The sequence below is a fragment of the Variovorax durovernensis genome (genome assembly GCF_977011995.1).
In genome coordinates this window covers 528466-554416 of sequence record NZ_CDRNCW010000002.1, presented here as the reverse complement: position 1 = coordinate 554416, position 25951 = coordinate 528466, and the positions used below count along the sequence as shown (strand labels likewise).

General features: G+C 61.9%; 21 protein-coding genes and 2 pseudogenes. 15 read left to right on the top strand and 8 right to left on the bottom strand.

Features of this window, described 5'->3' with window-relative positions:
* Nucleotides 1–10 precede the first annotated feature (10 nt).
* On the bottom strand, nt 11–2926 hold the full coding sequence (locus ACWV14_RS34600) for a Tn3-like element IS1071 family transposase (protein WP_003158660.1): 2916 nt from the start codon (nt 2924–2926) through the stop codon (nt 11–13).
* Nucleotides 2927–3074: 148 nt separating this feature from the next.
* On the opposite strand from ACWV14_RS34600, the gene ACWV14_RS34595 reads away from it, so the two are divergent.
* The gene (locus ACWV14_RS34595) at nt 3075–3407 is read left to right on the top strand and encodes a LysR substrate-binding domain-containing protein (RefSeq protein WP_454912881.1); all 333 of its coding nucleotides are present in this window, start codon (nt 3075–3077) and stop codon (nt 3405–3407) included.
* Nucleotides 3408–3446: 39 nt separating this feature from the next.
* Here the strand turns inward: ACWV14_RS34595 and ACWV14_RS34590 are convergent, their stop codons facing one another.
* On the bottom strand, nt 3447–4418 hold the full coding sequence (locus ACWV14_RS34590) for a PDR/VanB family oxidoreductase (RefSeq protein ID WP_423314198.1): 972 nt from the start codon (nt 4416–4418) through the stop codon (nt 3447–3449).
* Nucleotides 4419–4669: 251 nt separating this feature from the next.
* Between ACWV14_RS34590 and ACWV14_RS34585 the strand changes: the two genes are divergently transcribed.
* From ACWV14_RS34585 to ACWV14_RS34570, 4 genes are all read left to right on the top strand, one after another.
* The gene (locus ACWV14_RS34585) at nt 4670–5443 is read left to right on the top strand and encodes an IclR family transcriptional regulator (RefSeq protein WP_423314196.1); all 774 of its coding nucleotides are present in this window, start codon (nt 4670–4672) and stop codon (nt 5441–5443) included.
* Between the two features lie 81 nt (nt 5444–5524).
* Nucleotides 5525–6508, top strand: coding sequence for a Bug family tripartite tricarboxylate transporter substrate binding protein (locus tag ACWV14_RS34580; protein ID WP_454912837.1), 984 nt, complete (start codon nt 5525–5527; stop codon nt 6506–6508).
* A gap of 5 nt (nt 6509–6513) precedes the next feature.
* Nucleotides 6514–7725: an aromatic ring-hydroxylating oxygenase subunit alpha gene (locus ACWV14_RS34575; RefSeq protein WP_423314192.1), complete on the top strand. Its 1212-nt coding sequence runs from the start codon at nt 6514–6516 to the stop codon at nt 7723–7725.
* Nucleotides 7722–8192, top strand: a complete 471-nt coding sequence (locus ACWV14_RS34570) for a nuclear transport factor 2 family protein (protein WP_423314190.1) — start codon at nt 7722–7724, stop codon at nt 8190–8192. Before ACWV14_RS34575 ends, ACWV14_RS34570 begins: the two co-directional genes overlap by 4 nt.
* 637 nt (nt 8193–8829) lie before the next feature.
* On the opposite strand, the gene ACWV14_RS34565 is transcribed toward ACWV14_RS34570, so the two are convergent.
* Nucleotides 8830–8997, bottom strand: a complete 168-nt coding sequence (locus ACWV14_RS34565; RefSeq protein ID WP_423314189.1) for a hypothetical protein — start codon at nt 8995–8997, stop codon at nt 8830–8832.
* Between the two features lie 472 nt (nt 8998–9469).
* Between ACWV14_RS34565 and ACWV14_RS34560 the strand changes: the two genes are divergently transcribed.
* Nucleotides 9470–9667 (top strand): response regulator, encoded by a 198-nt coding sequence (locus ACWV14_RS34560; protein ID WP_423314186.1) that lies wholly within the window; start codon nt 9470–9472, stop codon nt 9665–9667.
* On the opposite strand, the pseudogene ACWV14_RS34555 reads toward ACWV14_RS34560, so the two are convergent.
* From ACWV14_RS34555 to ACWV14_RS34545, 3 genes and pseudogenes are all read right to left on the bottom strand, one after another.
* A pseudogene (locus ACWV14_RS34555) lies at nt 9664–9951 on the bottom strand (IS3 family transposase); the annotation flags it as partial. The gene ACWV14_RS34560 and the pseudogene ACWV14_RS34555 sit on opposite strands and share 4 nt — an antisense overlap.
* 7 nt (nt 9952–9958) lie before the next feature.
* On the bottom strand, nt 9959–11335 hold the full coding sequence (locus tag ACWV14_RS34550) for an IS30 family transposase (RefSeq protein WP_423314211.1): 1377 nt from the start codon (nt 11333–11335) through the stop codon (nt 9959–9961).
* A 167-nt stretch (nt 11336–11502) separates the two neighbouring features.
* Entirely contained in the window at nt 11503–14418 is a 2916-nt protein-coding gene (locus tag ACWV14_RS34545; protein ID WP_003158660.1) for a Tn3-like element IS1071 family transposase, read from the bottom strand.
* A 133-nt stretch (nt 14419–14551) separates the two neighbouring features.
* On the opposite strand from ACWV14_RS34545, the pseudogene ACWV14_RS34540 reads away from it, so the two are divergent.
* From ACWV14_RS34540 to ACWV14_RS34515, 6 genes and pseudogenes are all read left to right on the top strand, one after another.
* Nucleotides 14552–14719: pseudogene (locus ACWV14_RS34540) on the top strand (tyrosine-type recombinase/integrase); the annotation flags it as partial.
* 429 nt (nt 14720–15148) lie between these two features.
* A complete protein-coding gene (locus ACWV14_RS34535) occupies nt 15149–15607 on the top strand; it encodes a hypothetical protein (RefSeq protein WP_454908291.1) in 459 nt (152 codons plus the stop codon).
* A 225-nt stretch (nt 15608–15832) separates the two neighbouring features.
* Nucleotides 15833–16279, top strand: coding sequence for a copper-binding protein (locus ACWV14_RS34530; protein ID WP_454912773.1), 447 nt, complete (start codon nt 15833–15835; stop codon nt 16277–16279).
* 49 nt (nt 16280–16328) lie between these two features.
* Nucleotides 16329–16589 carry a hypothetical protein gene (locus ACWV14_RS34525; RefSeq protein WP_454908289.1) on the top strand — a complete coding sequence of 87 codons (261 nt, stop codon included), beginning with the start codon at nt 16329–16331 and terminating at the stop codon, nt 16587–16589.
* Nucleotides 16589–17056, top strand: a complete 468-nt coding sequence (locus tag ACWV14_RS34520; protein WP_454908288.1) for a hypothetical protein — start codon at nt 16589–16591, stop codon at nt 17054–17056. The genes ACWV14_RS34525 and ACWV14_RS34520 overlap by 1 nt, the downstream gene beginning before the upstream one ends.
* Before the next feature lie 143 nt (nt 17057–17199).
* Complete coding sequence (locus ACWV14_RS34515) at nt 17200–17712, top strand: hypothetical protein (RefSeq protein ID WP_455342741.1); 513 nt, start codon at nt 17200–17202, stop codon at nt 17710–17712.
* Here ACWV14_RS34515 and istB read toward each other — a convergent pair.
* A complete protein-coding gene (gene istB, locus ACWV14_RS34510) occupies nt 17698–18501 on the bottom strand; it encodes an IS21-like element helper ATPase IstB (RefSeq protein ID WP_454901618.1) in 804 nt (267 codons plus the stop codon). The two genes, ACWV14_RS34515 and istB, sit on opposite strands and share 15 nt — an antisense overlap.
* Nucleotides 18491–20080, bottom strand: a complete 1590-nt coding sequence (gene istA, locus ACWV14_RS34505) for an IS21 family transposase (RefSeq protein ID WP_454901620.1) — start codon at nt 20078–20080, stop codon at nt 18491–18493. The genes istB and istA overlap by 11 nt, the downstream gene beginning before the upstream one ends.
* A gap of 92 nt (nt 20081–20172) precedes the next feature.
* On the opposite strand from istA, the gene ACWV14_RS34500 reads away from it, so the two are divergent.
* Genes ACWV14_RS34500 through ACWV14_RS34490 form a run of 3 tightly spaced genes read left to right on the top strand, consistent with a single transcriptional unit; the run spans nt 20173 to nt 25891 of the window.
* Nucleotides 20173–21087: a TolC family protein gene (locus ACWV14_RS34500; protein ID WP_455342740.1), complete on the top strand. Its 915-nt coding sequence runs from the start codon at nt 20173–20175 to the stop codon at nt 21085–21087.
* A 26-nt stretch (nt 21088–21113) separates the two neighbouring features.
* Nucleotides 21114–22727: an efflux RND transporter periplasmic adaptor subunit gene (locus ACWV14_RS34495; protein WP_454912774.1), complete on the top strand. Its 1614-nt coding sequence runs from the start codon at nt 21114–21116 to the stop codon at nt 22725–22727.
* Nucleotides 22724–25891: an efflux RND transporter permease subunit gene (locus tag ACWV14_RS34490; RefSeq protein ID WP_454902705.1), complete on the top strand. Its 3168-nt coding sequence runs from the start codon at nt 22724–22726 to the stop codon at nt 25889–25891. The genes ACWV14_RS34495 and ACWV14_RS34490 overlap by 4 nt, the downstream gene beginning before the upstream one ends.
* The last annotated feature ends 60 nt before the right edge of the window (nt 25892–25951 follow it).

The window sequence follows — 25951 nt, the reverse complement described above, 5'->3', positions numbered from 1 at the left end:
GTGGTCGGTTTCATCCATTGGTGCCAGTTATCGATGCATTTGGCCGCGAAGGCAGGATTTGGTCAGCATAGCGGTCAACCGGGAAGCGAAACACACCCCGCAAGTTGATGCTCTCCAGCCTGGTGGGCGCAATCTTCCCGATCAGTTCCGGTGGAATGACCTGGCGGCGGTTCGACCAGCGATCCAGGACCGCCTGCATCTGTGAGGTATTCCACGCCATCACGATGTTGGCCATCAGGCTCAACGCATCGGCCACAGCCTGCATTTCATCGACACGTTTGGCCTGCGCCGGGCTGATCCGGCCGGTATAAATGGCGCGCTTGAGGGCGTTAACAGCCTCGCCCCGATTGAGCACCCGGCGCAACTCGTTCCTGAAAGCGTCCTTGACAAAGTAGTCAGCCAAAAACGCCGTACGCAGCAACCGCCCCAATTGCACGCCAGCCTCATAGATTGGATCGCCCTGGGCGGCAGAACCGAACCGCGCAAGAGCTGCCACCGCACTGGCATGTCCGCTCATGACCGAGGCTGCCAGGTGCACCAGACTATCCCAATGCTTTTCGATCAAAGCGACGTCGACATTGGCTTCGCACACCGCAGCGATTTCTGCGGGCACTTTGGTGCCGCGTGGCACAAAGAGGTGGCGCTGTTTGAGTTCCTTCAACCGCGGGCAAAGATCAAAACCAAGCAAACGGGCATGTGACATGGCAAAGTCGGTGTAGCCATGGGTATCCACAGCAAGCTGGCTGGTCTCCAGCTTTTCTTGGCGGATGACACCTTCAATGGCCACGCCCGCCTGGCGCTCATTGAGCACAAAGGGCTGCGCATGGAAGATGCCCCACCGGTCTTTTACATGGGAGTAGATTCCAATGGAAGGTGTGTTGCGCCGAGGATCAAGCCGGGCTTGCCACACCCGTTTGGTGGTCTCCATGGTCATCATGTCAGAAGATGCCAAATCGGACCGCCCCCAGGTGGCGGCAATCGGGTGTCGCTGCATGAATTCCAGCACAGCCTGGCAGGCCTGGCTCAGACGCCGTTCGTCCCGCGCCCAGCGCATGGCCTGGCGAATGCTGGTGGCAGACAATTGCGGAATCATGCGCGCGCATTCGACCGCAGTCAGACTGGTGCCGTGGGCCATGATGCCGGCATAGACCATCAGCAGCTCGTCGGTAGAGCGCGGCTCACGTCCGAGCATGATCCAGCTAAAGCGCACCTGGGCGTCAACGGCCAGAATCACTTCCGGCAATTGAACCTCACCGATGCGGTGATCCAAAGCCGCGCGCAGCTTGGTCACTTCTGGGTCTTCGTCCTCTGCGGGCAATGGCGACAAATGGAGTTCATCATCCACGCGCAGTACGCCACTGCGGGCTGCAGCGGCCACCGCATCGACACCGGCAGTTACTCTGGCCAGCAAAGGCTTCAAGAAAGTGGCAGCCTTGCTGGGTAACGATAGACGGGCATAGTGTTTCTTGGACTCTGCCTGCCAACGCTCGTCCGTGAAGAACAAGCGCGCACGACCCCGAAAGCTCAGGCTGTGCTCAATCCAGACCGAGCCATTGCGCACCGCGCGGCGCAGGGCAAACAGGGTGGCCACCTCCAACGCCTGAAACGCCCGTTCCCGGTCTGGGCTGGAGATCGAAACCTGCCAGATCATTCCCAGACTTGGTGCCACCACTTCAACTGGCAGCTTTCTGGATCCTTTGAGATATAAAGCTTGCAGCTTGGCAAGGTACTCGATGGCAGGATGCTCGCCGGTGGCCTGCCAGGGCAGCTTTGCAATGGCGACGAGCAACGACCGCACGGGGCGAATTCCATCAATCAATCCCTCGCGGACCAGGGAGGCCCTGCTCGGTGGTTTGCGTTTCTGGGTTTCGGTGATCAAGGCTTCAAGACGGGCACGCAACTCAGCATCTGGCACCGCACCTTGCGCGCTCAAGGCAACAAGTTCGCCGAGCAGCGTTTTGTACATTGCGGCCCAATTGACGGTAGCGGGGACATCGGCGGCAGCCTGACGCCACAGATCGGCGATCCGGCGCTGCACCATAAGGATCAACTGGTCTGTGGTGGTGAACAGGCAATACCGAAGAAAGCATGCGACCTCCACGGTGCGCGCTGGCTCTTTGATCTTGGCTCCGGCTGAGGGCGGCCTGGAGACAAGTCGGCGCGCGTAGCGGCGCAAGATGAGATCGGGGATGTCTGCCAGGTGCTTATGAACGTCCAGCGTGTAAAGCAGGTCGATGCGCTCCAGTACCTCGCTGATTTGGCGGGTTGAGTGTTTCGCCGGTGCAGCCCATAGCCAACTCTGCTGGGTTTGTCCATCTGGGCGCAGCTCTGAAACTGAGGCTCGCCAGCGATCAAGTGTTGCTGGATCAACGCTGGCGGCGATGGCGGTGCCTGTTTCAACTTCAAGCTGGGCAAGTGCCGCCGCAATCAGTGTCCGAATTGCCCGCTCGTGCACGATCACCAGCTTGTTCTTGTACAGCCATTGACGCGCCCGCACGAGTAGCTGATCGCGGTCGGCGCAGCGCGCCACTTCGTCGCGCAGTTCACGTACCAGTGAGCGGCGCTGGTGCTCGCTCATCCACTGGAATCCAAGGACCGTGCAGGCTACTTGTTGGTGATCGAATAGCGTGCGCCCGCGTTCATACATGGCTCTCAGCGAGGCGACTTCTGGTGCTGCAATGCCAAGCTCGTTGCCAAGGTGGCGCCACAAGGCTACTGGAATTACCCGAAAGGCACCGAGCAAACGCCCACTCATGCGCAGGAAACCAATATGGAGCGCCAGACCAAGCTTGTGGGAATCACCTCGGCGTGCATTGATTGCGTCGCGCTCGGCACCATCGAAGGTGAAAAATGCCTTCATCTCGAAGTCGCTGATATCGCGGGGGAGCCCACGCATCCCCAAAAACGTTGTGTGCCAACCCTGCATCGTGAACCTCAAAAGTGGGAGGCCACCATACCCGTTTACAAAGCGAACAGGAAAGTCAATGAAATCAACGGTCTACCCAGACCACCCCCGCGCCAGTGCTAGCTTTGCGTACCGTCACTTATTGCACTGAAAACGAGGAGACCCCAAGCTGTCGGAAGCCAGCTGGATCCTGCGCGAGCCTGGCTCCGGGACCCGTGAGGCTTCCGACCGCTGGCTGATCCCGCACCTGTCCGACGTGGACGTCGGGATGGAACTCGGCAGCAACGAGGCAGTCAAGCGCGCGGTCGCCTCGGGCCTGGGCCTGGGCTGCCTGTCGCGGCACGCAGTCGCGGGCGCCGTGGATCGCGGCTGGCTGGTGGAACTCGCCACTACGCTGCCGCCGAAGCGCCGCACGCTCTCCGTGGTAGTGCACAGGGCCAGGCATCTCGGGACCGCCTCCCGCACCTTCCTGGAACATTGCCTCGCCAGCGGCACGGCCTAGCCCTTGCCGGCCCGCCCGGGCCACCGGGCTGGACCGACCTTACAGGTCGAGTACCAGCAGCGGCGTCCTGGCACGCGAGCAGCAAGGGGTGAACTGGTCATTCGCAGCCTGTTCCTGGGGTGTGAAGTACATGTCGCGGTGATCTGGAATACCCTCCAGCACGCGCGTGACGCAGGTGCCGCAGACACCCTGCTCGCATGAGGTCACCACCCCCACACCTGCTGCGTTCAGGGCCTGCGAGACGCTCTGGTCGGCCCGCACGGGGATCACCCGGCCCGAGCTGGCGAGCTTGACGCTGAAGCTGCCATCGTCCTGCCGCGGGGCGGCTGCATCTGACGCGAAGAACTCGTAGTGCAATTGGTCCTCGGGCCAACCGCGCTCACGCGCACTGCGCAGGACGGCGTCCATGAAACCCTTTGGCCCGCAGACATACACATGCACCCCCGGTTCTGGCGTCTGCAGCAGCGCTGGGATGTCGAGCTTCTGCTCCTGCGAGCCGTCATCGAAATGGAAGCACACGCGCGAAGCAAACCCTGATTGCTCGATGCGCGAGCGGAACGCCGCGCGCTCCGGAGAGCGGGCGCAGTAATGCATCTCGAAATCGGCGCCCAGGCTGGCAAGCCGCTCCGCCATGCAGAGGACCGGTGTCACACCGATCCCGCCCGCAACCAGCAGGTGGCGACGGGCACCGCTGGCCAGATGGAAGTGGTTGCGCGGCACGCTGATGTGGATCGTGTCGCCTGGATGCAGCTGCTCGTGCATCGCCGCTGAGCCGCCGCGGCCCTTCGCGTCCTTCAGGACGGCGATCAGGTAGCGATGATTCTCTGACGGGTCGTTGCACAGGGAATACTGTCTCGTAAAACCGCCGATGTGCACGTCGATGTGCGAGCCGGCGGAGAACGCCGGCAGCGACGGCGCGTGAACCGCCCTCAGTTCGAAGGCGCAGATGTCAAGCGCCTCCTGGGTTTTCGCCGTGATACGGACGGTCAACTCACCGGATGATGTGCTCATGCTGTCTCGCGCGAGTCAAAATGCCGCCTCGTAGCGCAGGCGAACGGTGGCCGCGCAATTGTCGCTGGGGGCGCGTAGTCGTGATGCGTCGTCACAGTTGTCGGTCTTGCTTTAGATGGTCCGCAGTATGGACAAACCCGGGCCGGATGCCCGCATCCCACTACACTGCCGATCCCCGACAGCGTACGCATTACGCGCCCGGAGCGTATCCGCGGTACTGCCTACACTGTCCACAGAATGAACACCGGCTAATGAGCGCAACCAACAAGGCAGCACCCGGCAAGACGAAAGGTCGCGAAAGCGAATCCGTGCGCTCCGTCGAGCGCGCGGTCGACGTGCTATTCAGCTTTAATCAAGACCAGCCTGTGCTCGACCTGCCCGCCCTGCAGGAGCGCACGGGATTGTCGCGACCGACCCTATACCGCCTCCTTCGAACGCTCGAGGCGAAAGGGCTTATCTATTCGTTCGGTTCGCCGCTGCGCTTCCAACTCGGTCCCAGGTTCGGTCTCCTGGCCCAGTCGTGGACACCGGCACCTGCGCTGGTGGCGTTGGCGACCGGGCCGCTCGAACGGCTTTGGCAGGAGACGCAGGAGACGGTGGGACTGATGATGCCAATTTCGCCCACCCATCGCATGTGCGTCTTCGAGCACAAGAGCCCGCAACCCCTCTCTCTCAGCCGCGGCATGGGCTATTCCGAACCTCTCTACCGGGGCGCGAGTGGAAAGGTCTTGCTCGCCCACATGCAGCCCGAGCAACGCCGCGCCGCGCTCGCGCTCGCTTCGCGGCGCGACCGTGAACTTGCGCTGAAGGAAATCGCAGCCGTGCTCGCCGATGGGGTGCTTGTAACTCACAGCGAATTGATCGCGGGGTCGGTGGCCGTGGCTACCCCTGTCATCGCCCGCACCGGGGAGGCTGTGGCGGCCGTGTGCATCTTCGGTTCCGGGCTGCGCCTGCGCGGTCCCCTGCTGCGCGAGTGCCAGCGCGAAGCTATCCGTACGGCGCGAGAGATTTCAATGTTTCTTTGAACTCTGATTGGCGTCCATAGAGCGGACACTTACCGGGAAATCCTCGACTGGTCCGCTCGGTGTGCGCACTAAGATCGGATCATGACTACCTCCTCATCACCCAACCGTGTGCGCCGCGCGATGGGGCTCGGATTTGCCGCCTCTCTGATTGGGGCACCCGCCTTCGCGCAACGTTGGACCCCTACCAAGACGGTCCGCATCGTCGTTCCCGCCTCAGGCGGCACAGTGGATCTCGTCGCACGCCTCGTTGCGCCACGGCTCCAGGAGATGTGGGGGCAACCCGTCATCGCCGAGCCCCGGCCGGGCGCGTCAGGCAATATTGCCGCGGCGCTCGTCGCGAAGGCGCCGGGAGATGGCCACACATTGCTGGTCGGATTCAACCCGCTCGTCATTAGTACGTTCCTTTCCAAGAACCTGCAATACGACATCAAGGAGCTCGCGCCAGTCACCCTCGGAGTCACCTCCGAACAGGTGCTGGTGGTGAATCCCGACCTGCCCGTCAACACGCTTGGCGAATTCGTGGCACTTGCGAAAAAGCCGGACTCGCGTCTCAACTACGGCTCGATCGGCACTGGCAGTGCCTCACACCTGACCATGGAGCTTTTTAAGTCACGCGCGGGCATCGACGTCAGGCACATCCCATACAAGGGCGCGGGTCCGGCGCTGACCGACCTGCTCGGCACGCAGACGAGCGCCGGCGTGTTTGCCTCGGCCAACGTGCTTCCCTATGTGAAGGACGGCAAGCTGAAAGCGCTGGCGATCACCGGCGGGAAGCGCCTCAAGTCCCTGCCCGGTGTTCCGTCCATGGCCGAAGCGGGTTTCCCGAATTTGGAAGCGCCGGTCTGGATCGGCTTCCTCGCGCCGGCGACGACACCGGCGCCCATCGTCCGCAAGATCCAGGAAGATATCGCGAAGGCGCTGCGCTCGCCCAGCGCACAAGGCAGCATCGCCGCCGCCGAGTTCGACATCGTCGCGAACACGCCTGAAGACTTCGGCCGCTTTCTCCAGCGTGAGGCCACGACATGGGCCCGCGTGGCGCAGCAAGCCGACGTGAAACCGGAGTAACCCCCATGAATCCTGGCCACATCCCGCCGTCTCTGCCGCCCACGCACTATCTCGACAATCGCATCTTCACGGACCCCGCGATCTTCCGCGCGGAGCAGGAGAACATCTTCGCGAAGACCTGGCAGTTCGTCTGCCATGAAAGCGAGCTCGCGAAAGCCGGCGACTTCCGTTGCACACAGGTAGCCGGTAAGCCCATCGTCGTGGTGCGCGACGAAGCGGGCGCCGTGCGCTCGTTCTACAACGTATGCCGCCACCGCGCCGCCGAAGTCGTGCGTACGGAATCGGGCAATGCGCGCTCGTTCACGTGCTTCTATCATCACTGGAACTATGGGCTAGACGGTCAACTGCGTGCCGTGGCCAAGCCCGAAGGCTATGAAGCAGTTGGTCTGGACAAGACGAAGCTCGGTCTCGTCCCAGTTCGCGCCGAGTTGGTGTTCGGCTTCGTGTTCGTCAACCTGGACGACCAGGCCGAGCCGCTCGTCCAATTCCTCGGGGACGTCCTTGAGCCGCTACGACAGCCACTCGGCGATGCGCCACTGGAGGTCTTCCACTTTCACAAGGCCATCGTCAAGACCAACTGGAAGCTTTGGCAGGACAACAACAGCGAGCGATACCACAGCATGCTGCACGCCATTAACCGGCAAACGCAGCCGTGGGTGCTGGGGAAGACGAGCCCGATGCGGCTGCGGCTCTTTCCGCACGGCCACAGTGGCTACTGGTCTGACGGACAGGCCACTGTCGCCTACGAACGCGGCGGCTACGACAACATCACGGGCGGCACGCTCCCCGGGCTGCAGGACAACGAAATGCGGGTGGTCAACTTTTTCCCCGATTTGATGGTGAACATCCGCTCTAACGTCGTCCGCGTGGATCGCATGATTCCGCTGGATGAGCAGAGCGTGCTCATCGAATGGCGCGGCATCGGATTAAAAGGCGACGACGAGGCAACGCGCGAAGTGCGCCAGCGCCACCACAACATGTTCTGGGGCCCGGCGGGGCGGAACTTGCCGGAGGATCTGCTCGCTGTCGAATCGCAGTACCGCTCGATGAAGGCCGATGCCGTGCGCTACAGCATCCTCGCGCGCGAAGAAAACTTGAATCCGACAGACGACGCCAACTTGCGCGCCTACTATCAGGAGTGGGAGCGCCTGATGGGCCGGCCCGCAAGCGCACCCTACGGCTCGTCCGCAAGTCCCACGGCGGAGGTCACGGCATGACGGGGGCTCTCGACCACGACATTGCGGCCGTGCAGCGTATCGTCCTGCAGACCGCGTGGCTCCTCGATGACGAAAAGCTTGCGGACTGGATCGCGCTCTTCGATGCCGATGGCGCTTATGAGATCACCTCTTATAGCCCTGAACTGCAACGCTGGACACCTTGGTGGTCGCAGCCGTTGGAACTTCTGCGCAAGACGGTGAGTGAGGTCCCCCGCCACGTACGCGACCCGGCCAAACGCCTCCACGTGCTCTCCCTCCCAATGGTCGAGGTGAGCGGCGATGCAGCGCGAAGCGAAACGCCCTTCGCGCTCTACCGTACGCTGCCGACCGGTGAGAGCAGCCTGTACATGGTCGGGACGTATCACGACGACCTGCGGCGCTTCGGGGACGGCTCGTGGCGTTACGTCCGGCACTGCGCTCGCGCCCACACGCGCATGCTGGACGCGTTCACGCACTTGCCCGTCTGAGCGCCAGTCAGGCCAAGTTGTATTCTTGGCGTACAAGCTACATAGAGGATCGCTTGCATCTTCGGAGGCAAGAACCAGTGGGCATCGGTCCGTGCGATCGCGCCCGCGCAATTCGGGCAGATCGCGAACTACGAGCGCCGGTTCACGATCACGATACATCGCAGTAAAACCGTCGAGGAATTGGCCAACGCCGGCACCCCGTACGAGTTCGATCCGAAGTGGGTCGCGATCGCGAATAGCCGCGAGTGGAACCATCCCGTCTTCATCGACGACTGGGTGCTCCCGCAGGGCGCCTACGGCGACGGCTGCGGACCAACATAATCAACGGGGGCGAACTGCCCCGAAGGAGTGAACATGCGCGTCCTTTGAGCGCGGCGTGCCCGCCACCCAACAGTCGGACGGCTGGGAAAACGGCACGTTTCAGAAATGCGGCGGCGGTACCTATGCGCACACGATCCAGACGCACGTGCTGGTGCCGCACACGTTGGCCCGGACGACAGGCCGGAAGACGAACGCTGAAAAGCGGGAGCCAGAAAGTGGAAGAGGGGCAGCGCCGACAGGTGCTGCCCCTTTTCTCGTTGAGTAGGTTGATCCGCAGCACGTCCAGAAATGGAAGACCACGCACGCGGGTTGAGGATCACTGCGCCAGGAACGAGGACACCTTGCGGCGGATCGAATCCAGGCGGGCCGTGTCGCTCATCGTCGCACCGCCACGCTGGTTCCGGTAGAACCACTGCGCGTCGGACAACGAGACGCCCGCTTTCGCCAGAAGGGCAGGGCCCTTGGGGCAATTGATAGCATGCATGGGACTCTCCTATCTGAAACCGGGCACATCGCCCTGTCTGCGCTCTCTTTGGAAAGCGCACACAGGACGATGTGTTCCGGCCCGCAAGGAAGGCCCCAGCAGCCAAGGCTGGCAGCGCGGCGCGTTGGAGAGTCCTACGAAGCTCCCGAGGGAGCTTGGATGTGGACAGCGCTGCTTCGCCAGGTCGGCCGCCACACGAGGGTGGACGGCCTACAAAGGTTGCGTGTTGTTCAATGCAGTCACGAGGACTGCGGATGACGCAAGCGTCAAACGAGTCTCAAGGATAGCACGCGCAAACTCGAATGCTCTCAGTGGACAACGGCGGAGACCCCGCTTAACACGCCGGTGTTAAACGAGTCTCCCTAGGTCGCTCGGTGTCGTTTCGGCTCCTACGTGTAAAGGAGCTTCAACGTTATGCGGACACATCGATGTGTGCACAGACGGCTCGCGCTAACTCACATACATTGCGGCTATGTCGCCGAAGTGCATACGCGTTGGGATCGCCGACGACGACGAGTTCGTCCGCATCCTTCTAACGGGGGCGCTCGGAAAGTCCGCACAAGTTCGCGTTGTTGCCGCGGTCGAGAACGGAGAAGAAGCGGTGGAGTTGGCCAGCTCGGGCCAGATCGACGTGCTCCTGCTCGATGTTGAATCGCCCCCACTTCTCTAGACACTCGCGAGCGTGTTGAAGTACCGCCGCTCGAACTCCACCGGCGAGAGCCGGTTGTTGTTGCCGTGGCGGCGTTTGGGGTTATAGAACATCTCGATGTAGTCGAACACGTCCCGGCGAGCGTCTTCGCGGGTCGTGTAGATCTTTCTCCGGATCCTTTCGCGCTTCAAGAGCTGGAAGAAGCTCTCGGCCACGGCGTTGTCATGGCAGTTGCCCCGCCGGCTCATGCTGGGCACCAAGGCATGCTCCTTCAGGAAGTCCTGCCAGTCGTAGCTGGCGAATTGGGCGGATTCAACCGGTCGTCGCAACACTGGGTTGTTGACTGGATTTTAGGTACTCATTCAAAGCTTCGGCTGGCGTCCTCCAGCCTAGTGTTTTTCGGGGCCTGGTGTTCAGCGCATTGGCAACGGCATGGATCTCCTGGTCGCTCCATCGGGACAGGTCGGTGCCTTTGGCGAAGTACTGCCGCAGGAGGCCATTCGTGTTTTCGTTCGTGCCGCGCTGCCATGGGCTACGGGGATCAGCGAAGAAGACTTTCACTCCCGACTCAATCGTGAACCGGGCATGGTCCGATAGCTCTTTGCCTCGGTCCCAAGTCAACGATTGCTTCAGATGGGCCGGTAGGGTCGTCACGGTCTTCTTAAGCGCATTGGCCATGGTCACGGCTCCATAGCCTCCCAGCGCGGGGCCATTTTTCGTTCGCGGCACTAGTCCATAGCCGCTCTCTCGAGGGAGGTGCACGAGCATTGTGAACCGGCTTGATCGCTCGACCAGCGTGCCGATCGCGGAGCGGTTCAAGCCAATGATCAGATCACCCTCCCAATGTCCTGGAACGGCGCGATCATCCGCCTCTGCGGAGCGACTGGAGATCATCACATCCTCGCTCACGTGTGCCCATGACTTGGCTTGTGCCCTGCCTCGAGGTACGCGCAACGCTCGCCCGGTACGCAGGCAGTGCACCAACTCGCGCTTGAGAGCGCCACGACCCTGGATATAGAGCGCTTGGTAGATGGCTTCATGAGAGATACGCATGGAGTTGTCATCCGGGAAGTCGACGTGCAGCCGGTTGGCAATCTGTTCGGGCGACCAGCCATTGACCCATTTTCGGTCGCCTCGATGAGGTTTGTTGCGACCCTGGAACGGTGCCTGTCGAGGGCCGGCAACCTCACGGCCAGCAGCATCATGAATCTTGCCTTCCAAGCGGTCTTGGACGTAGTGGTGCAGTTGCTGGTTCGTCACTAGCTTCGCCGGCTTCGGCCTTCTGGCAACCAGCTCTGACTTCCACTGCGCAACAGACGGCCGATATTCGAGCTTGCCTCCGCGAGTTGCAGCATTGCGTTTCAGCTCTCGTGAGACTGTAGAAGGGCTTCTCCCAATGCGGCGGGCGATCTCCCGCACACCAACGTCCTGGGCTCGCAGAAGTCCAATCTCTTCGCGCTCCGCAAATGATAAATATCTTCCGGAAACAGGTTTGTACATGAACAATGGCATGCCGCCACGATGCCGGAACCAGCGCGAGCCGACAGCTGACGATACGCCCACCGCTTCGGCAGCCCTCTCGCTTGTGCACCCGGTTGCGATCTGCTTCCAGAACCGCCGCTCCATCTCACGCCGAAGCGACGGTGCACCTGGCGAGCGCATCGCCCCTCGCCCCGTCAGCTTCAACATCCACCCTGCAGGTCGTCCCATAAAGGGGTCTCCTCGTTTTCAGTGCAATAAGTGACGGTACGAAAAGCTAGCACTGGCGCGGAGGTGGTGTTGGTAGATCGTTGATTTCATTGACTTTCCTGTTCACTTTCAAATCTGCGATTCGTGGCGTCAAACCGTGGTCGGTTTCATCCATTGGTGCCAGTTATCGATGCATTTGGCCGCGAAGGCAGGATTTGGTCAGCATAGCGGTCAACCGGGAAGCGAAACACACCCCGCAAGTTGATGCTCTCCAGCCTGGTGGGCGCAATCTTCCCGATCAGTTCCGGTGGAATGACCTGGCGGCGGTTCGACCAGCGATCCAGGACCGCCTGCATCTGTGAGGTATTCCACGCCATCACGATGTTGGCCATCAGGCTCAACGCATCGGCCACAGCCTGCATTTCATCGACACGTTTGGCCTGCGCCGGGCTGATCCGGCCGGTATAAATGGCGCGCTTGAGGGCGTTAACAGCCTCGCCCCGATTGAGCACCCGGCGCAACTCGTTCCTGAAAGCGTCCTTGACAAAGTAGTCAGCCAAAAACGCCGTACGCAGCAACCGCCCCAATTGCACGCCAGCCTCATAGATTGGATCGCCCTGGGCGGCAGAACCGAACCGCGCAAGAGCTGCCACCGCACTGGCATGTCCGCTCATGACCGAGGCTGCCAGGTGCACCAGACTATCCCAATGCTTTTCGATCAAAGCGACGTCGACATTGGCTTCGCACACCGCAGCGATTTCTGCGGGCACTTTGGTGCCGCGTGGCACAAAGAGGTGGCGCTGTTTGAGTTCCTTCAACCGCGGGCAAAGATCAAAACCAAGCAAACGGGCATGTGACATGGCAAAGTCGGTGTAGCCATGGGTATCCACAGCAAGCTGGCTGGTCTCCAGCTTTTCTTGGCGGATGACACCTTCAATGGCCACGCCCGCCTGGCGCTCATTGAGCACAAAGGGCTGCGCATGGAAGATGCCCCACCGGTCTTTTACATGGGAGTAGATTCCAATGGAAGGTGTGTTGCGCCGAGGATCAAGCCGGGCTTGCCACACCCGTTTGGTGGTCTCCATGGTCATCATGTCAGAAGATGCCAAATCGGACCGCCCCCAGGTGGCGGCAATCGGGTGTCGCTGCATGAATTCCAGCACAGCCTGGCAGGCCTGGCTCAGACGCCGTTCGTCCCGCGCCCAGCGCATGGCCTGGCGAATGCTGGTGGCAGACAATTGCGGAATCATGCGCGCGCATTCGACCGCAGTCAGACTGGTGCCGTGGGCCATGATGCCGGCATAGACCATCAGCAGCTCGTCGGTAGAGCGCGGCTCACGTCCGAGCATGATCCAGCTAAAGCGCACCTGGGCGTCAACGGCCAGAATCACTTCCGGCAATTGAACCTCACCGATGCGGTGATCCAAAGCCGCGCGCAGCTTGGTCACTTCTGGGTCTTCGTCCTCTGCGGGCAATGGCGACAAATGGAGTTCATCATCCACGCGCAGTACGCCACTGCGGGCTGCAGCGGCCACCGCATCGACACCGGCAGTTACTCTGGCCAGCAAAGGCTTCAAGAAAGTGGCAGCCTTGCTGGGTAACGATAGACGGGCATAGTGTTTCTTGGACTCTGCCTGCCAACGCTCGTCCGTGAAGAACAAGCGCGCACGACCCCGAAAGCTCAGGCTGTGCTCAATCCAGACCGAGCCATTGCGCACCGCGCGGCGCAGGGCAAACAGGGTGGCCACCTCCAACGCCTGAAACGCCCGTTCCCGGTCTGGGCTGGAGATCGAAACCTGCCAGATCATTCCCAGACTTGGTGCCACCACTTCAACTGGCAGCTTTCTGGATCCTTTGAGATATAAAGCTTGCAGCTTGGCAAGGTACTCGATGGCAGGATGCTCGCCGGTGGCCTGCCAGGGCAGCTTTGCAATGGCGACGAGCAACGACCGCACGGGGCGAATTCCATCAATCAATCCCTCGCGGACCAGGGAGGCCCTGCTCGGTGGTTTGCGTTTCTGGGTTTCGGTGATCAAGGCTTCAAGACGGGCACGCAACTCAGCATCTGGCACCGCACCTTGCGCGCTCAAGGCAACAAGTTCGCCGAGCAGCGTTTTGTACATTGCGGCCCAATTGACGGTAGCGGGGACATCGGCGGCAGCCTGACGCCACAGATCGGCGATCCGGCGCTGCACCATAAGGATCAACTGGTCTGTGGTGGTGAACAGGCAATACCGAAGAAAGCATGCGACCTCCACGGTGCGCGCTGGCTCTTTGATCTTGGCTCCGGCTGAGGGCGGCCTGGAGACAAGTCGGCGCGCGTAGCGGCGCAAGATGAGATCGGGGATGTCTGCCAGGTGCTTATGAACGTCCAGCGTGTAAAGCAGGTCGATGCGCTCCAGTACCTCGCTGATTTGGCGGGTTGAGTGTTTCGCCGGTGCAGCCCATAGCCAACTCTGCTGGGTTTGTCCATCTGGGCGCAGCTCTGAAACTGAGGCTCGCCAGCGATCAAGTGTTGCTGGATCAACGCTGGCGGCGATGGCGGTGCCTGTTTCAACTTCAAGCTGGGCAAGTGCCGCCGCAATCAGTGTCCGAATTGCCCGCTCGTGCACGATCACCAGCTTGTTCTTGTACAGCCATTGACGCGCCCGCACGAGTAGCTGATCGCGGTCGGCGCAGCGCGCCACTTCGTCGCGCAGTTCACGTACCAGTGAGCGGCGCTGGTGCTCGCTCATCCACTGGAATCCAAGGACCGTGCAGGCTACTTGTTGGTGATCGAATAGCGTGCGCCCGCGTTCATACATGGCTCTCAGCGAGGCGACTTCTGGTGCTGCAATGCCAAGCTCGTTGCCAAGGTGGCGCCACAAGGCTACTGGAATTACCCGAAAGGCACCGAGCAAACGCCCACTCATGCGCAGGAAACCAATATGGAGCGCCAGACCAAGCTTGTGGGAATCACCTCGGCGTGCATTGATTGCGTCGCGCTCGGCACCATCGAAGGTGAAAAATGCCTTCATCTCGAAGTCGCTGATATCGCGGGGGAGCCCACGCATCCCCAAAAACGTTGTGTGCCAACCCTGCATCGTGAACCTCAAAAGTGGGAGGCCACCATACCCGTTTACAAAGCGAACAGGAAAGTCAATGAAATCAACGGTCTACCCAGACCACCCCCGCGCCAGTGCTAGCTTTGCGTACCGTCACTTATTGCACTGAAAACGAGGAGACCCCGGAAGCCATCTGAGCGAAAAGGTCGACCTGAAAGTGGTCCGCGACAACCTGGGCCACGCCAACATCAGCACGACCAGCATCTATTTGCACACCGAGGACGATGCCCGCCACGACGCGACAGCGGTCGGGCATCGGGTGGGCTGGCGCACGCCGTAGCGGGTCACGATTTGTCCTGTTTGGATTCGCGTCCTATGGGCGGTGCCGATCCGTCCTGCTTGAATTTGGTGCTCTCCCCTTCATCGCGAACATCATGATGCCCATTGCCAAATGGGCAACGAGATCTCCAGCGGCAATGACCCCAACAGCCACCTGAGCAACAAGGTTTGCCAGGAAGGACAGATCCGAGAAGTTTCACTCGCGGGAGCCAGGTGCAGGCGTTGTCCAACTGCCGCTGGAAAGGTGAGATTGCAAGCCATGGTGACCTTGCCATGGTGCTCAGATTGCAGATTACAAAACTGTCATGGTTTGGTCAGACCTGGGATTGAGCCGCGTTCATACAGTCATCGCACCGAACGAGATGAGGCACCACTTAAGAAAACGCCTCGACCGACAACCTCGACCGTACTCTTCAACCAAGGACTCTCAATGAAGCGCTCTTTCAAGACCCCTTTCGCAATCGCGATCTTTTTGACTGCATTCGCAGGCTCCGCTTTCGCGGGGAACTACGCCGAGGGCGATCCACGCCCTGCGCCGGCGACCGCCTCCATGAGCCGCGCCGCCGTCATCGCGGATACCCAGCGTTGGCTCCAGGATGCACCGGATCTAGGGTATCCCCAGGGGAATCCGCGGGCAGTCGTCAATGTCTCGAGCAATACCCGTGCGGCGGTGCAGGCCGACACGTTGATTTGGGTGCGATCTGGGTTGGCTGCAGCGCAGCTTGGTGAAGCCGGCGCCGATCTTTCCCGGCCTGTCTATCAACGCGCCGCGGCCGAATATGCGCGTCGCCGCAACAGCCCCGAATTCACAGCGCTGGCGCAAGATATCGAGCGCAAGGACATGGCAGCAGCCAACAAGGCGTTCCGCAATGCGACGGCCGCGCAATAGGCGCAATGAAGAGCTTGATCCGAGGCGCTTGCCTCTGGTCTAGGAAGTCGTCGTGCTGCGATGGCCACCAGCGGGCCCACCATGGTCGTATCAGATGCCCAGCCGAGCGCGCAACGATACGTGGTGTGGCTTTCGCCAAGGAGGCGACATGCGTTTGCCAATGAGCGCGCTGCGCCGATGACCCGGCGGGATCTGACAAGAAAACTTCAATGGAAGAGATGGGTCATGGCTGCATTGGCTTTCCCCGAGATTCGAAATTTCTTGGTCATCGACCACCGCCGGCAGTTTGAACAATGCTCACCATCACCGTCTATGCGTATGAAAAATGCAGCCTGCGCCTCGATTCTGGCGGCCGTCTGTGCGATTGGCCTGCAAGAAGTCAGCGCTACACCAATCGAGGCCAGGATGGAACTATCGCCAGCTACAAGCCCGCAGGGCAAAGCGCCAGACCCCGCGTATTCAACTGGCCAGGTCAAGAGAGTCGACTGGGATCAAGGCAAGGTATTGATTTCGCATGGCCCCATCGAAAACCTCGGCATGCCAGGGATGACGATGCTCTTTCGCGTGTCGGAGCGCTCTCTCCTCAGAAACCTGAACAACGGCGATAGGATTCAATTCAAGGCGGAAAAAGCCAACGGCACACTGTTCGTCGTGGAGATCGTGCGACAATAAAGCCCGATGGCAAACCGAATGCCTTTTGGCATCCCAAAATTGGGTGCAAATGAACACCTTTGAGCGACAGGGCGGATTTGCACACGTGGATGCCAGCGATAATGTTGATCTTGACGAGCAAGAGCGTTTCAATCAAAGTTCCATCGTGTCCGCTTGCACCTCCACCGTCACTCTGAAATTTACCAACCCCTCTCGCGTTGACGTGGACAACGGTATTGCAGCACTGGCACCGGGGTTCTGCTCCAGCGTTGCGAGCGGCATGGCCAGCCGATACGACGATTTTCGTGGCCACTGCATCGGGACGCGGTGATGAGAAGACTGCGCTCGCTCCGGCGTTCTGTCATCCGCGCGATGATTGGCATTTTGGTGTTTGCCCAACTGGCGATCGCGGCATATGCGTGTCCGGGCCTGTTCAACTCCATGCCTGCGGGCGCGAGCGTTCGCACTCAAGTGCAAGCAGGAGTTCTCGCCGAATCATCTCGCTCGGAACACGACAGCCAAGCCATGGTGGCTGACGCAGCGCAGAAGATGCCAGCGGATTGCGGACAAGTCGACCCTGAGGCGCCGAATCTCTGCGCTGAACATTGCAAGCAAGGTCAGCAAAGCGCTGACCATACCCCGGCTCCTGCCGTTGCGCCGGCTCTTCTCACGGAGTTGTACCGCGTGACGCTCTCCACCGCGTCACCTGTCGCCGAGGACGCCTACTACGCGCCCGGCTTGCTCTTGCGGGCTGCGGCCCCGCCGCATGCGATAGCGCACTGCTGCCTGCGAACCTGATTTCTCGCGAGAAACGTTGTACTTAGGCATCGGGCCTGAGTTCGTCGTGGCCGCTTGGGCTCCTTTCTCTCGGCGCTCGCCTCTTGGCGCAGCGAAGACGATGGCCCAAGATCGGACGCACCGTCCTCGTTGGGAGATTTTTAATGCGTTTTTATCCAGCTATGTACGCTATGCCGGCCACGGCATTGATGCGTCGCTCTCTTGCCTGTGTGCTGTTGATCAGCGGCCTCAGCGCTGGCGCTCTGGCTCAGACGACCGGCATTGGCGTACTGGGACTTCCGGATGCCTTGCGCCTGTCGCAGGACCGGTCGCAGCAACTCGTCGCCCAGGATGCCCTCGCCACGGCTTCTCGCGAAATGGCAGTCGCCGCGGGCCAGCGCCCCGATCCCACGCTGCGTCTGGGCATTAGCAACCTGCCGCTGAACGGAGAGGACCGTTTCAGCCTGACCCGCGATTTCATGACGATGCGCACCGTCGGGGTAATGCAGGAAATCACGCGCAGCGAGAAGCTGAGCGCACGCTCCGCGCGCTACGAAAAGGAAGCCGATGTGGCCGAAGCAGGTCGGAGTGTTGAGTTCCATGGAATCCTGACCCGCGATTTCCATCGAATATTGACCCACCCTCTTTGCGAGCCAGCCGGCTCACGGTGTGGATAAGTTCTTGGCTTTCTCCTTTTTAGGTTGGACTGCTTGAACGGGTTGAGCCGAGCTGTGCTTGAAGCGGAAGCTGTCGTTTCCGGTCTCCAGAATATGGCAGTGATGCGTGAGCCGGTCCAGCAACGCCGTCGTCATCTTCGCGTCGCCGAAGACGCTGGCCCACTCGCTGAAGCTCAAGTTGGTTGTGATCACCACGCTCGTGCGTTCGTAGAGTTTGGACAGCAGATGGAACAACAGCGCGCCACCTGATGCGCTGAACGGCAGGTAGCCCAGTTCATCGAGCACCACCATGTCCGCGTACATCAGTCGGTGCGCGATGTGGCCGGGATTGCCACTGGCCTTCTCTTGCTCGAGTGCGTTGACCAGTTCTACCGTCGAGAAGAAGCGCACCCGGCGGTGTTGGTGCTCGATGGCCTGCACGCCCAGCGCCGTGGCGATGTGGGTCTTGCCGGTGCCCGGACCGCCCACGAGCACCACGTTCTGCGCATCGTCCATGAACTCGCATCGGTGTAGCTGACGCACCAGCGCCTCGTTGACCTCGCTGTTGGCGAAGTCGAAGCCAGCGAGATCGCGATAGGCTGGGAAGCGAGCGAGCTTCAACTGGTAGGCCACCGAGCGTACCTCCCGCTCGGCTGTCTCTGCCTTTAGCAACTGCGAGAGCATCGGTTGGGCCGCCTCGAAGGCCGGCGATCCCTGCTCGGCCAGCTCCGCGACGGCCTGGGCCATGCCGTGCATCTTGAGTTCGCGCAGCATGATCACGATGGCGCCGCTGGCAGGGTCATGTCGCATGGCGCACCTCCTGGCTACTCGACTTGGAGTTCAGCGGCCCGCGCAGGCCGCCAGCAGCGCTGGCACGCCCCCGGAGCGTGTCGTAGCGCAGCACATCGGCCTTCGGCTCGTTCATCAGGCGCAGTGCCTGCGGTGCCGTGACAGGCGCCGGCGCAATGGGCTTGGCATCGAGCAGTCGGTGCAGCACATTCAGCACATGAGTCTTGCTGGCCACGCCGGCTTCCAGCGCCAGTTCGACCGCGGTCAGCACTGCCTGCTCGTCGTGGTGCAGCACCAGCGCCAGGATCTCCACCATCTCGCGGTCTCCGCCTGGCTGCTTCAGCAGCGCGGCCTGCAGCCGCCGGAAGCCCTGCGGCAGCTCGCTGAAGGGCGCTCCGTTCCTGAGCGCTCCTGGCTTGCGTTGCAGCACTGCCAGGTAGTGCCTCCAGTCGTAGACGGTCTGACCTGCGGTGTCGTGGCGACGGTCAATGATGCGCGTGTGCTCGCACACGATCTGGCCCTCGGCCGCCACGACGAGGCGTTCGGCGTACACGCGCAGGCTCACTGGCCGGTTCGCGTAGGAGGCCGGAACGCTGTAACGGTTGCGCTCGAAGTGCACCAGGCAGGTGGGCGAGACGCGCTTGGTGTGTTCCACGAAACCATCGAAGGGTCTGGGGATCTGCAACAGTAGTGGCCGTTCCTGCGCCCAGACATCGGCTACGGTCCCTGGCAGCTTGCCGTGGACGATCTCGCCCCACAGCGCCTTGCAGCGGTCCTCCAGCCAGTCGTTGAGCAGCGCCAGCGTGGCGAACGCCGGCACAGGTTGCCACAACCGGTGGCGCGCATCACGCACGTTCTTCTCGACCTGGCCCTTCTCCCAGCCCGAGGCCGGGTTGCAGAACTCGGCCTCGAACAGGTAGTGACTGACCATGGCGCTGAAGCGCGCGTTGATGTCGCGCTCCTTGCCGCGGCGTACCTTGTCCACGGCGGTCTTCATGTTGTCGTAGATGCCGCGCCGAGGCACGCCCCCGAGTACCTCGAAGGCCCGGTTGTGCGCATCGAACAGCATCTCGTGGGTCTGCAACAGGTAGGCGCGCACGATGAACGCACGGCTGTGGCTGAGCTTGAAGTGCGCCACCTGCAGCTTGGTGCGTTCACCAGCGATGACGGCCCAGTCCTCGCTCCAGTCGAACTGGAATGCCTCGCCGGGACCGAAGGCCAGAGGCACGAAGGTGCCGCGCCCGGTCGTCTGCTGGACCTCGTGGAGATGCGCATGCCACGCTCGTGCAAAGGCCGCCACGCGGTTGTAGGAGCCCTGGTAGCCCAGCGCCACCAGATCGGCGTGCATCTGCTTGAGCGTGCGCCGCTGCTTGCGTGACTTAGACGCCTCGCTCTTGAGCCAGCCGCCGAGCTTCTCGGCGAACGCGTCGAGCTTGCTCGGGCTGATGCGCTTCGCGTAGCTGGGCGCCGCCTCGCCCTCGCGAAGGTACTTGCGGATGGTGTTGCGAGACAAGCCCGTGCGCCGGGCTATCTCTCGGATGGACAGTTGCTCTCGCAGTGCCCAACGCCTGATGACACTCAGTGTCGCCACGTCAATCACTCCTGTGCTCCTGCTGCTAAAAGCAGCAGGTTAGGGTTATCACGTGGGTCAGATTTAGATGGAAATCACCGGGCCAAGTGGGTCACTTCTGGATGGAAATCAACAGTCGGAGCCTGGCAGTGACGAAATTGCAAGCTGGAACAGCTGCCGCCTGGTTGGACCGCTATTTCCAGGAACGCATGCGCGAGGTGTTGGTGCAACAGCGCGACGAAGCCAGGCTGCAGATCGAGGCCGCCGATGCCGCGTACCGCGGAGGCAAGGGGAATCAGGCGGACGTCTTTGCGGCCCGCACGGCAGTGGCGCAGATCGAAGACCGGATCGTCCAGGCCGAGCGCCAGATCGCGACGGCCACCACCGCGCTCGCGCGCTGGGTCGGTGCGCCGGCTGCATTGCCCTTGGGGGGCATGCCGAGGATCGATCAAGTTCCTCTTGCCCCTCAGGACCTGGAGACGCGCCTGGCGCACCATCCGCAGATCCAGCTGATGCTCAAGCAGGAGGAAACGGCACAGGCCGAGGCTGAGATTGCCCGCGCCAACAAGAAAGCGGACTGGACGGTGGAGCTCATGTACAGCCAGCGCGGCTCGGCGTATTCCAACATGCTGTCCGTGAACCTGTCGGTGCCCTTGCAGTGGGACCAGGCAAACCGGCAAGACCGCGAACTGGCATCCAAGCTGGCCATGGTCGAGCGCATGCGTGCTGAACGCGAAGAGGCGACGCGCAGCCATGTGTCCGAGGCGCTGGCGATGCTGCAGGAGTGGCAAAGCGATCACGACCGGCTGGCCCGGTACGACAACTCGCTCATTCCCCTGGCCGCAGAACGTACGCGGGCGGCGATCGCCGCCTACCGAGGCAGCGCCGCGCCCCTCTATGGGGTCCTTGAAGCGCGACGCAACGAGATCGACGTCCGCATGGAACGCATTCGTCTCGAGATGGATGCTGGGCGCCTGTGGGCGCAATTGAACTACCTGATTCCTAAAGGCCACGCGCAGGCTGCCACGCGTCCTTGAAGCCCAGAATACCGGAGAAAAGCCTTATGAAACTCAACCCTCTTGTACTCGGACTGATCGCCACGAGTGCGCTTGCCCTCAGTGGCTATGGGCTCTACACGCTCGGCAAGCGCCACGGCGGCAACAACGGGTCGGCAGCGCCGGTAGCGGCTGCGTCGAGCGCTCCAGGCGACAAGGTGGACCCAGCCACTGGGCGGAAAGTGCTGTATTGGCACGACCCGATGGTGCCGGGCCAGAAGTTCGACAAGCCGGGCAAGTCGCCCTTCATGGACATGCAGCTGGTGCCTGTCTATGCCGATGAGTCCGGCGATTCGGGCAGCGTCGCTGTGAGTCCTCGCGTGCAACAGAATCTTGGCATTCGAACCGCCGAGGTTGCGCGCGGCGAAATGACGCCGCGCGTGGAAGCCGCCGGAAGCATCGCATTCAACGAACGAGACCAAGCCTTTGTTCAAGCGCGCTCCACGGGCTACGTCGAGAAATTGTTCGTTCGCGCCACGCTGGATCCTGTGAGCAAAGGTCAGCCGCTTGCTGAACTCTACGTGCCGGACTGGATTGCTGCGCAGGAAGAATTCCTCTCTGTACGCCGCATGCAGGGGACCGATCTGGCCGTGCTCGTCGACGGCGCGCGTCAGCGCATGCGCCAAGTGGGCATGACCGAGGACCAGATACGCCTCATCGAGCGCGCTGGCCGAGTTCAACCCCGCATCACGCTCGTCGCGCCCACCAGCGGGGTGCTCGTCGAATTGACCGCACGCGAAGGCATGACCGTCATGCCAGGCGCCACGCTCTTCCGGATCAACGGTCTTTCGACAGTGTGGGCGAACGCCGACGTGCCGGAAGGCCAGTCGGCCCTGCTGCGCCCGGGAACCACCGTGGAAGCGCGTTCTCCTGCGATCCCCGGGAAGGTGTTCAGGGGGCGGGTGCAGGCGATCCTGCCGGAGGTCAACCAAGCCACCCGCACCATCAAAGCCCGCGTCGAACTGGGCAACCCACAGGGTCAACTTTCGCCGGGCATGTTCGTGAGCGTTGCGCTGAACGCCAATGTTGAACAGGGGCTCATGGTTCCGACAGAAGCGATCATTCAGACCGGCCGACGCATGGTGGTGATGGTGGCCGAGGGCGATGGGAAATTCAGACCGGTGGACGTCGATATCGGCAATGAGTTCAACGGCCAGACTGAAATCAAGCGGGGCCTCGAAGTCGGTCAAAAGGTGGTCATCTCCGGCCAGTTCCTGATTGACTCCGAGGCAAGCCTCAGGGGTACCGCCACACGCATGGAAGATGCGCGCCAGCCCGCTGGGGCTGCCCCCGCCGGAGGCGGCGCGCCCCCAGCAGGTGGCGAGCACACCGGCAAAGCCAGGATCGAATCGATCGGCAAGGACGCCGTTTCCCTGTCGCATGAACCCATCCCCTCGATGCAGTGGAATGCGATGACGATGGACTTCGGCAAGCCGGCCGGTGGCCTTCCGGAGAGCCTTAAACCGGGGCAGACCGTGAATTTCGCGTTCAAGATGAACAAGGAAGGCCTGCCGGTGCTGACGCGGATCGAACCTGCCGGCGCACAAGCGATGTCCGCGCCGGCGCCCGTGCCCGGCGTGAAGGACACGGTGCCGATGGGATCGATGGAGAAGAAGCAATGATCGCCAAGCTGATTCGCTGGTCGATCGTCAACCGGTTCCTGGTGCTGCTGGCCACCGTGATGGTCAGCGCCTGGGGCGTGTATTCCGTGATGCGCACGCCGCTCGATGCGCTGCCCGACCTCTCGGACGTGCAGGTCATCATTCGCACGAGCTATCCCGGGCAGGCTCCGCAAATTGTCGAGAACCAGATCACCTATCCCCTGACCACGACGATGCTGTCGGTCCCGGGGGCGAAGACGGTCCGTGGCTTTTCGTTCTTCGGCGACTCGTTCGTCTATGTGCTGTTCGAGGATGGCACCGACCTCTACTGGGCGCGCTCCAGGGTCTTGGAGTATCTGAACCAGGTGCAATCGCGCCTGCCGCCGAGCGCAAAGGCAGCCCTCGGGCCTGATGCCACCGGAGTGGGCTGGGTTTACTCCTATGCGCTGGTGGATCGCAGCGGCAACCACGACCTGGCGCAGCTGCGGGCGCTGCAGGATTGGTTCCTGAAATACGAACTGAAGACTGTTGCCAACGTGGCCGAGGTTGCCTCGATCGGGGGCATGGTCAAGCAGTACCAGGTCGTGCTCGACCCAGACAGGTTGCGCGGCTATAACCTGACGCACAGCAAGGTGGTGGAGGCGATCCAGAAGGCCAACCAGGAAAGCGGAGGCTCGGTGCTCGAGATGGGCGAGGCCGAGTACATGGTCCGGTCCTCCGGGTATCTGAAAACTCTCGAGGACTTTCGCAAGATCCCACTCATGACCACCGACGCAGGCGTCTCCGTGCGCCTGGGCGACGTAGCCCGCATCCAGATGGGTCCCGAGATGCGACGCGGCATTGCCGAGCTCGACGGCGATGGCGAAGTTGCCGGGGGCGTCATCGTCATGCGCTCGGGCAAGAACGCGATGGAAACGATCGAAGCGGTGAAGGCCAAGCTCAATAGCCTGCAGTCTAGCCTGCCCAAGGGCGTGCAAATCGTGCCGACCTACGATCGATCGAATCTGATCGAGCGTGCCATCGAAAACCTCTCGCACAAATTGATCGAAGAGTTCATCGTTGTCGCGGTGGTGTGCTTCATTTTCCTGTTTCACTTGCGCTCGGCCTTCGTCGCCATTGTCTCGCTGCCCATTGGCATCTTGGCCGCCTTCATCGTGATGCGGTACCAGGGGGTGAACGCGAACATCATGTCCCTGGGGGGCATCGCGATCGCGATCGGCGCGATGGTCGACGCGGCGGTGGTGATGATCGAGAACGCGCACAAGCACATCGAGAAATGGAATCACGCCCATCCCGATGAGGCCCTCAAGGGGGAGGAGCACTGGCGGGTGATCGGCGACTCGGCGGCCGAAGTCGGCCCGGCCCTGTTCTTCTCGCTGCTGATCATCACGCTGTCGTTCATTCCGGTGTTCACGCTGGAGGCGCAAGAAGGCCGCTTGTTCTCGCCGCTGGCATTCACGAAGACATACGCGATGGCTGCGGCTGCAGGGCTATCCGCAACACTGATCCCCGTCCTCATGGGCTACCTGATCCGCGGCAAGATTCCGGACGAGAACAGGAACCCGCTCAATCGCTTCCTGATTGCTGTTTACCGCCCGCTCTTGAATGCGGCGCTGAAAGTGCCGAAGCTCACAATTGGCGTGGCCGCTGTGCTTTTGGTGGCCAGCCTGTGGCCCTTGCAGCACATCGGCGGCGAATTCATGCCGCCGTTGGACGAAGGCGATCTCCTGTACATGCCCTCGGCGCTGCCGGGACTCTCGGCGGGCAAGGCCTCCCAGTTGTTACAACAGACCGACCGCCTGATCAAAACTGTGCCGGAAGTCGCCACCGTGTTTGGCAAGGCCGGCCGTGCCGAGTCGGCCACCGACCCCGCGCCGCTGGAGATGTTCGAGACCACCATCCAGTTCAAGCCGCGCGATCAGTGGCGCGCGGGCATGACCCAGGACAAGTTGGTCGAGGAGCTCGACCGCATCGTCAAGGTGCCGGGCCTGTCCAACATCTGGGTGCCGCCGATCCGCAACCGTATCGACATGCTCGCCACCGGCATCAAGAGCCCGGTGGGCGTCAAGGTCGCGGGCACCGACCTGGCCGAGATCGACCGGGTGACCGCAGAGATCGAACGCGTGGTCAAGAACGTGCCCGGGGTGTCGTCCGCGCTGGCCGAGCGCCTGTCCGGCGGCCGCTATGTCGACATCAAGATCGATCGCGACGCTGCGGCGCGCTTCGGTATGAATGTCGCCGACGTGCAGTCGATCGTGGCATCGGCGATCGGCGGCGAGAACGTCGGCGAGACGGTCGAGGGCTTGTCCCGCTTCCCGATCAACGTGCGCTACCCGCGCGAGGTTCGCGACTCGGTCGAGCGGGTACGTCAGCTTCCCATCGTGACCGACCGCGGCGCCCGCATCGTGCTGTCCGATATCGCTAAGGTCGAGGTTGTCGACGGCCCGCCGATGCTCAAGAGCGAAAACTCGCGCCTGTCGGGCTGGATCTACGTAGACATCCGCGGCCGCGACCTGCGGTCCGCGGTGAAAGACATGCAGCGTGCCGTCGCCGAGCAGGTCAAGGTGCCTCCGGGGTATTCGGTTTCATGGTCGGGACAGTTCGAGTTCCTCGAGCGCGCCACCGCCAAGCTGAAGGTGGTCGTGCCGTTCACGCTGCTCATCATTTTCGTGTTGCTGTACCTAACCTTCAAGCGCTTCGATGAAGCGCTCCTGATCATGGCCACGCTGCCGTTTGCGCTGGTGGGCGGCATCTGGCTGCTGTATCTGCTCAGCTACAACCTGTCGGTGGCCGGCGCGGTCGGCTTCATCGCCTTGGCCGGCGTCTCCGCCGAGTTCGGCGTGATCATGCTGTTGTACCTCAAGCACGCCTGGGATGAACGGGTCATCCACGGCACGATCAGCAACGACGACCTGCTGGATGCAATTCGCGAAGGTGCGGTGCTGCGCGTGCGCCCGAAGGCGATGACCGTTGCAGTGATCCTGGCGGGCCTGTTTCCGATCATGTGGGGTTCGGGCACGGGCTCGGAGGTGATGCGGCGCATCGCCGCCCCGATGGTCGGCGGCATGGTGACTGCGCCGTTGCTGTCCATGTTCGTGATTCCGGCGGCCTACCTGCTGATGCGAAAGACGCGTGAGAAACGCGCAGGGAGATCGCGCTTTGGGAGGCGACGCGATGCCGAATGAGTCTCACGGTCATTGGCGCGTCGTCGGCGGCACCTGCAAGTTCCTGCTCTTGGCGTTTTT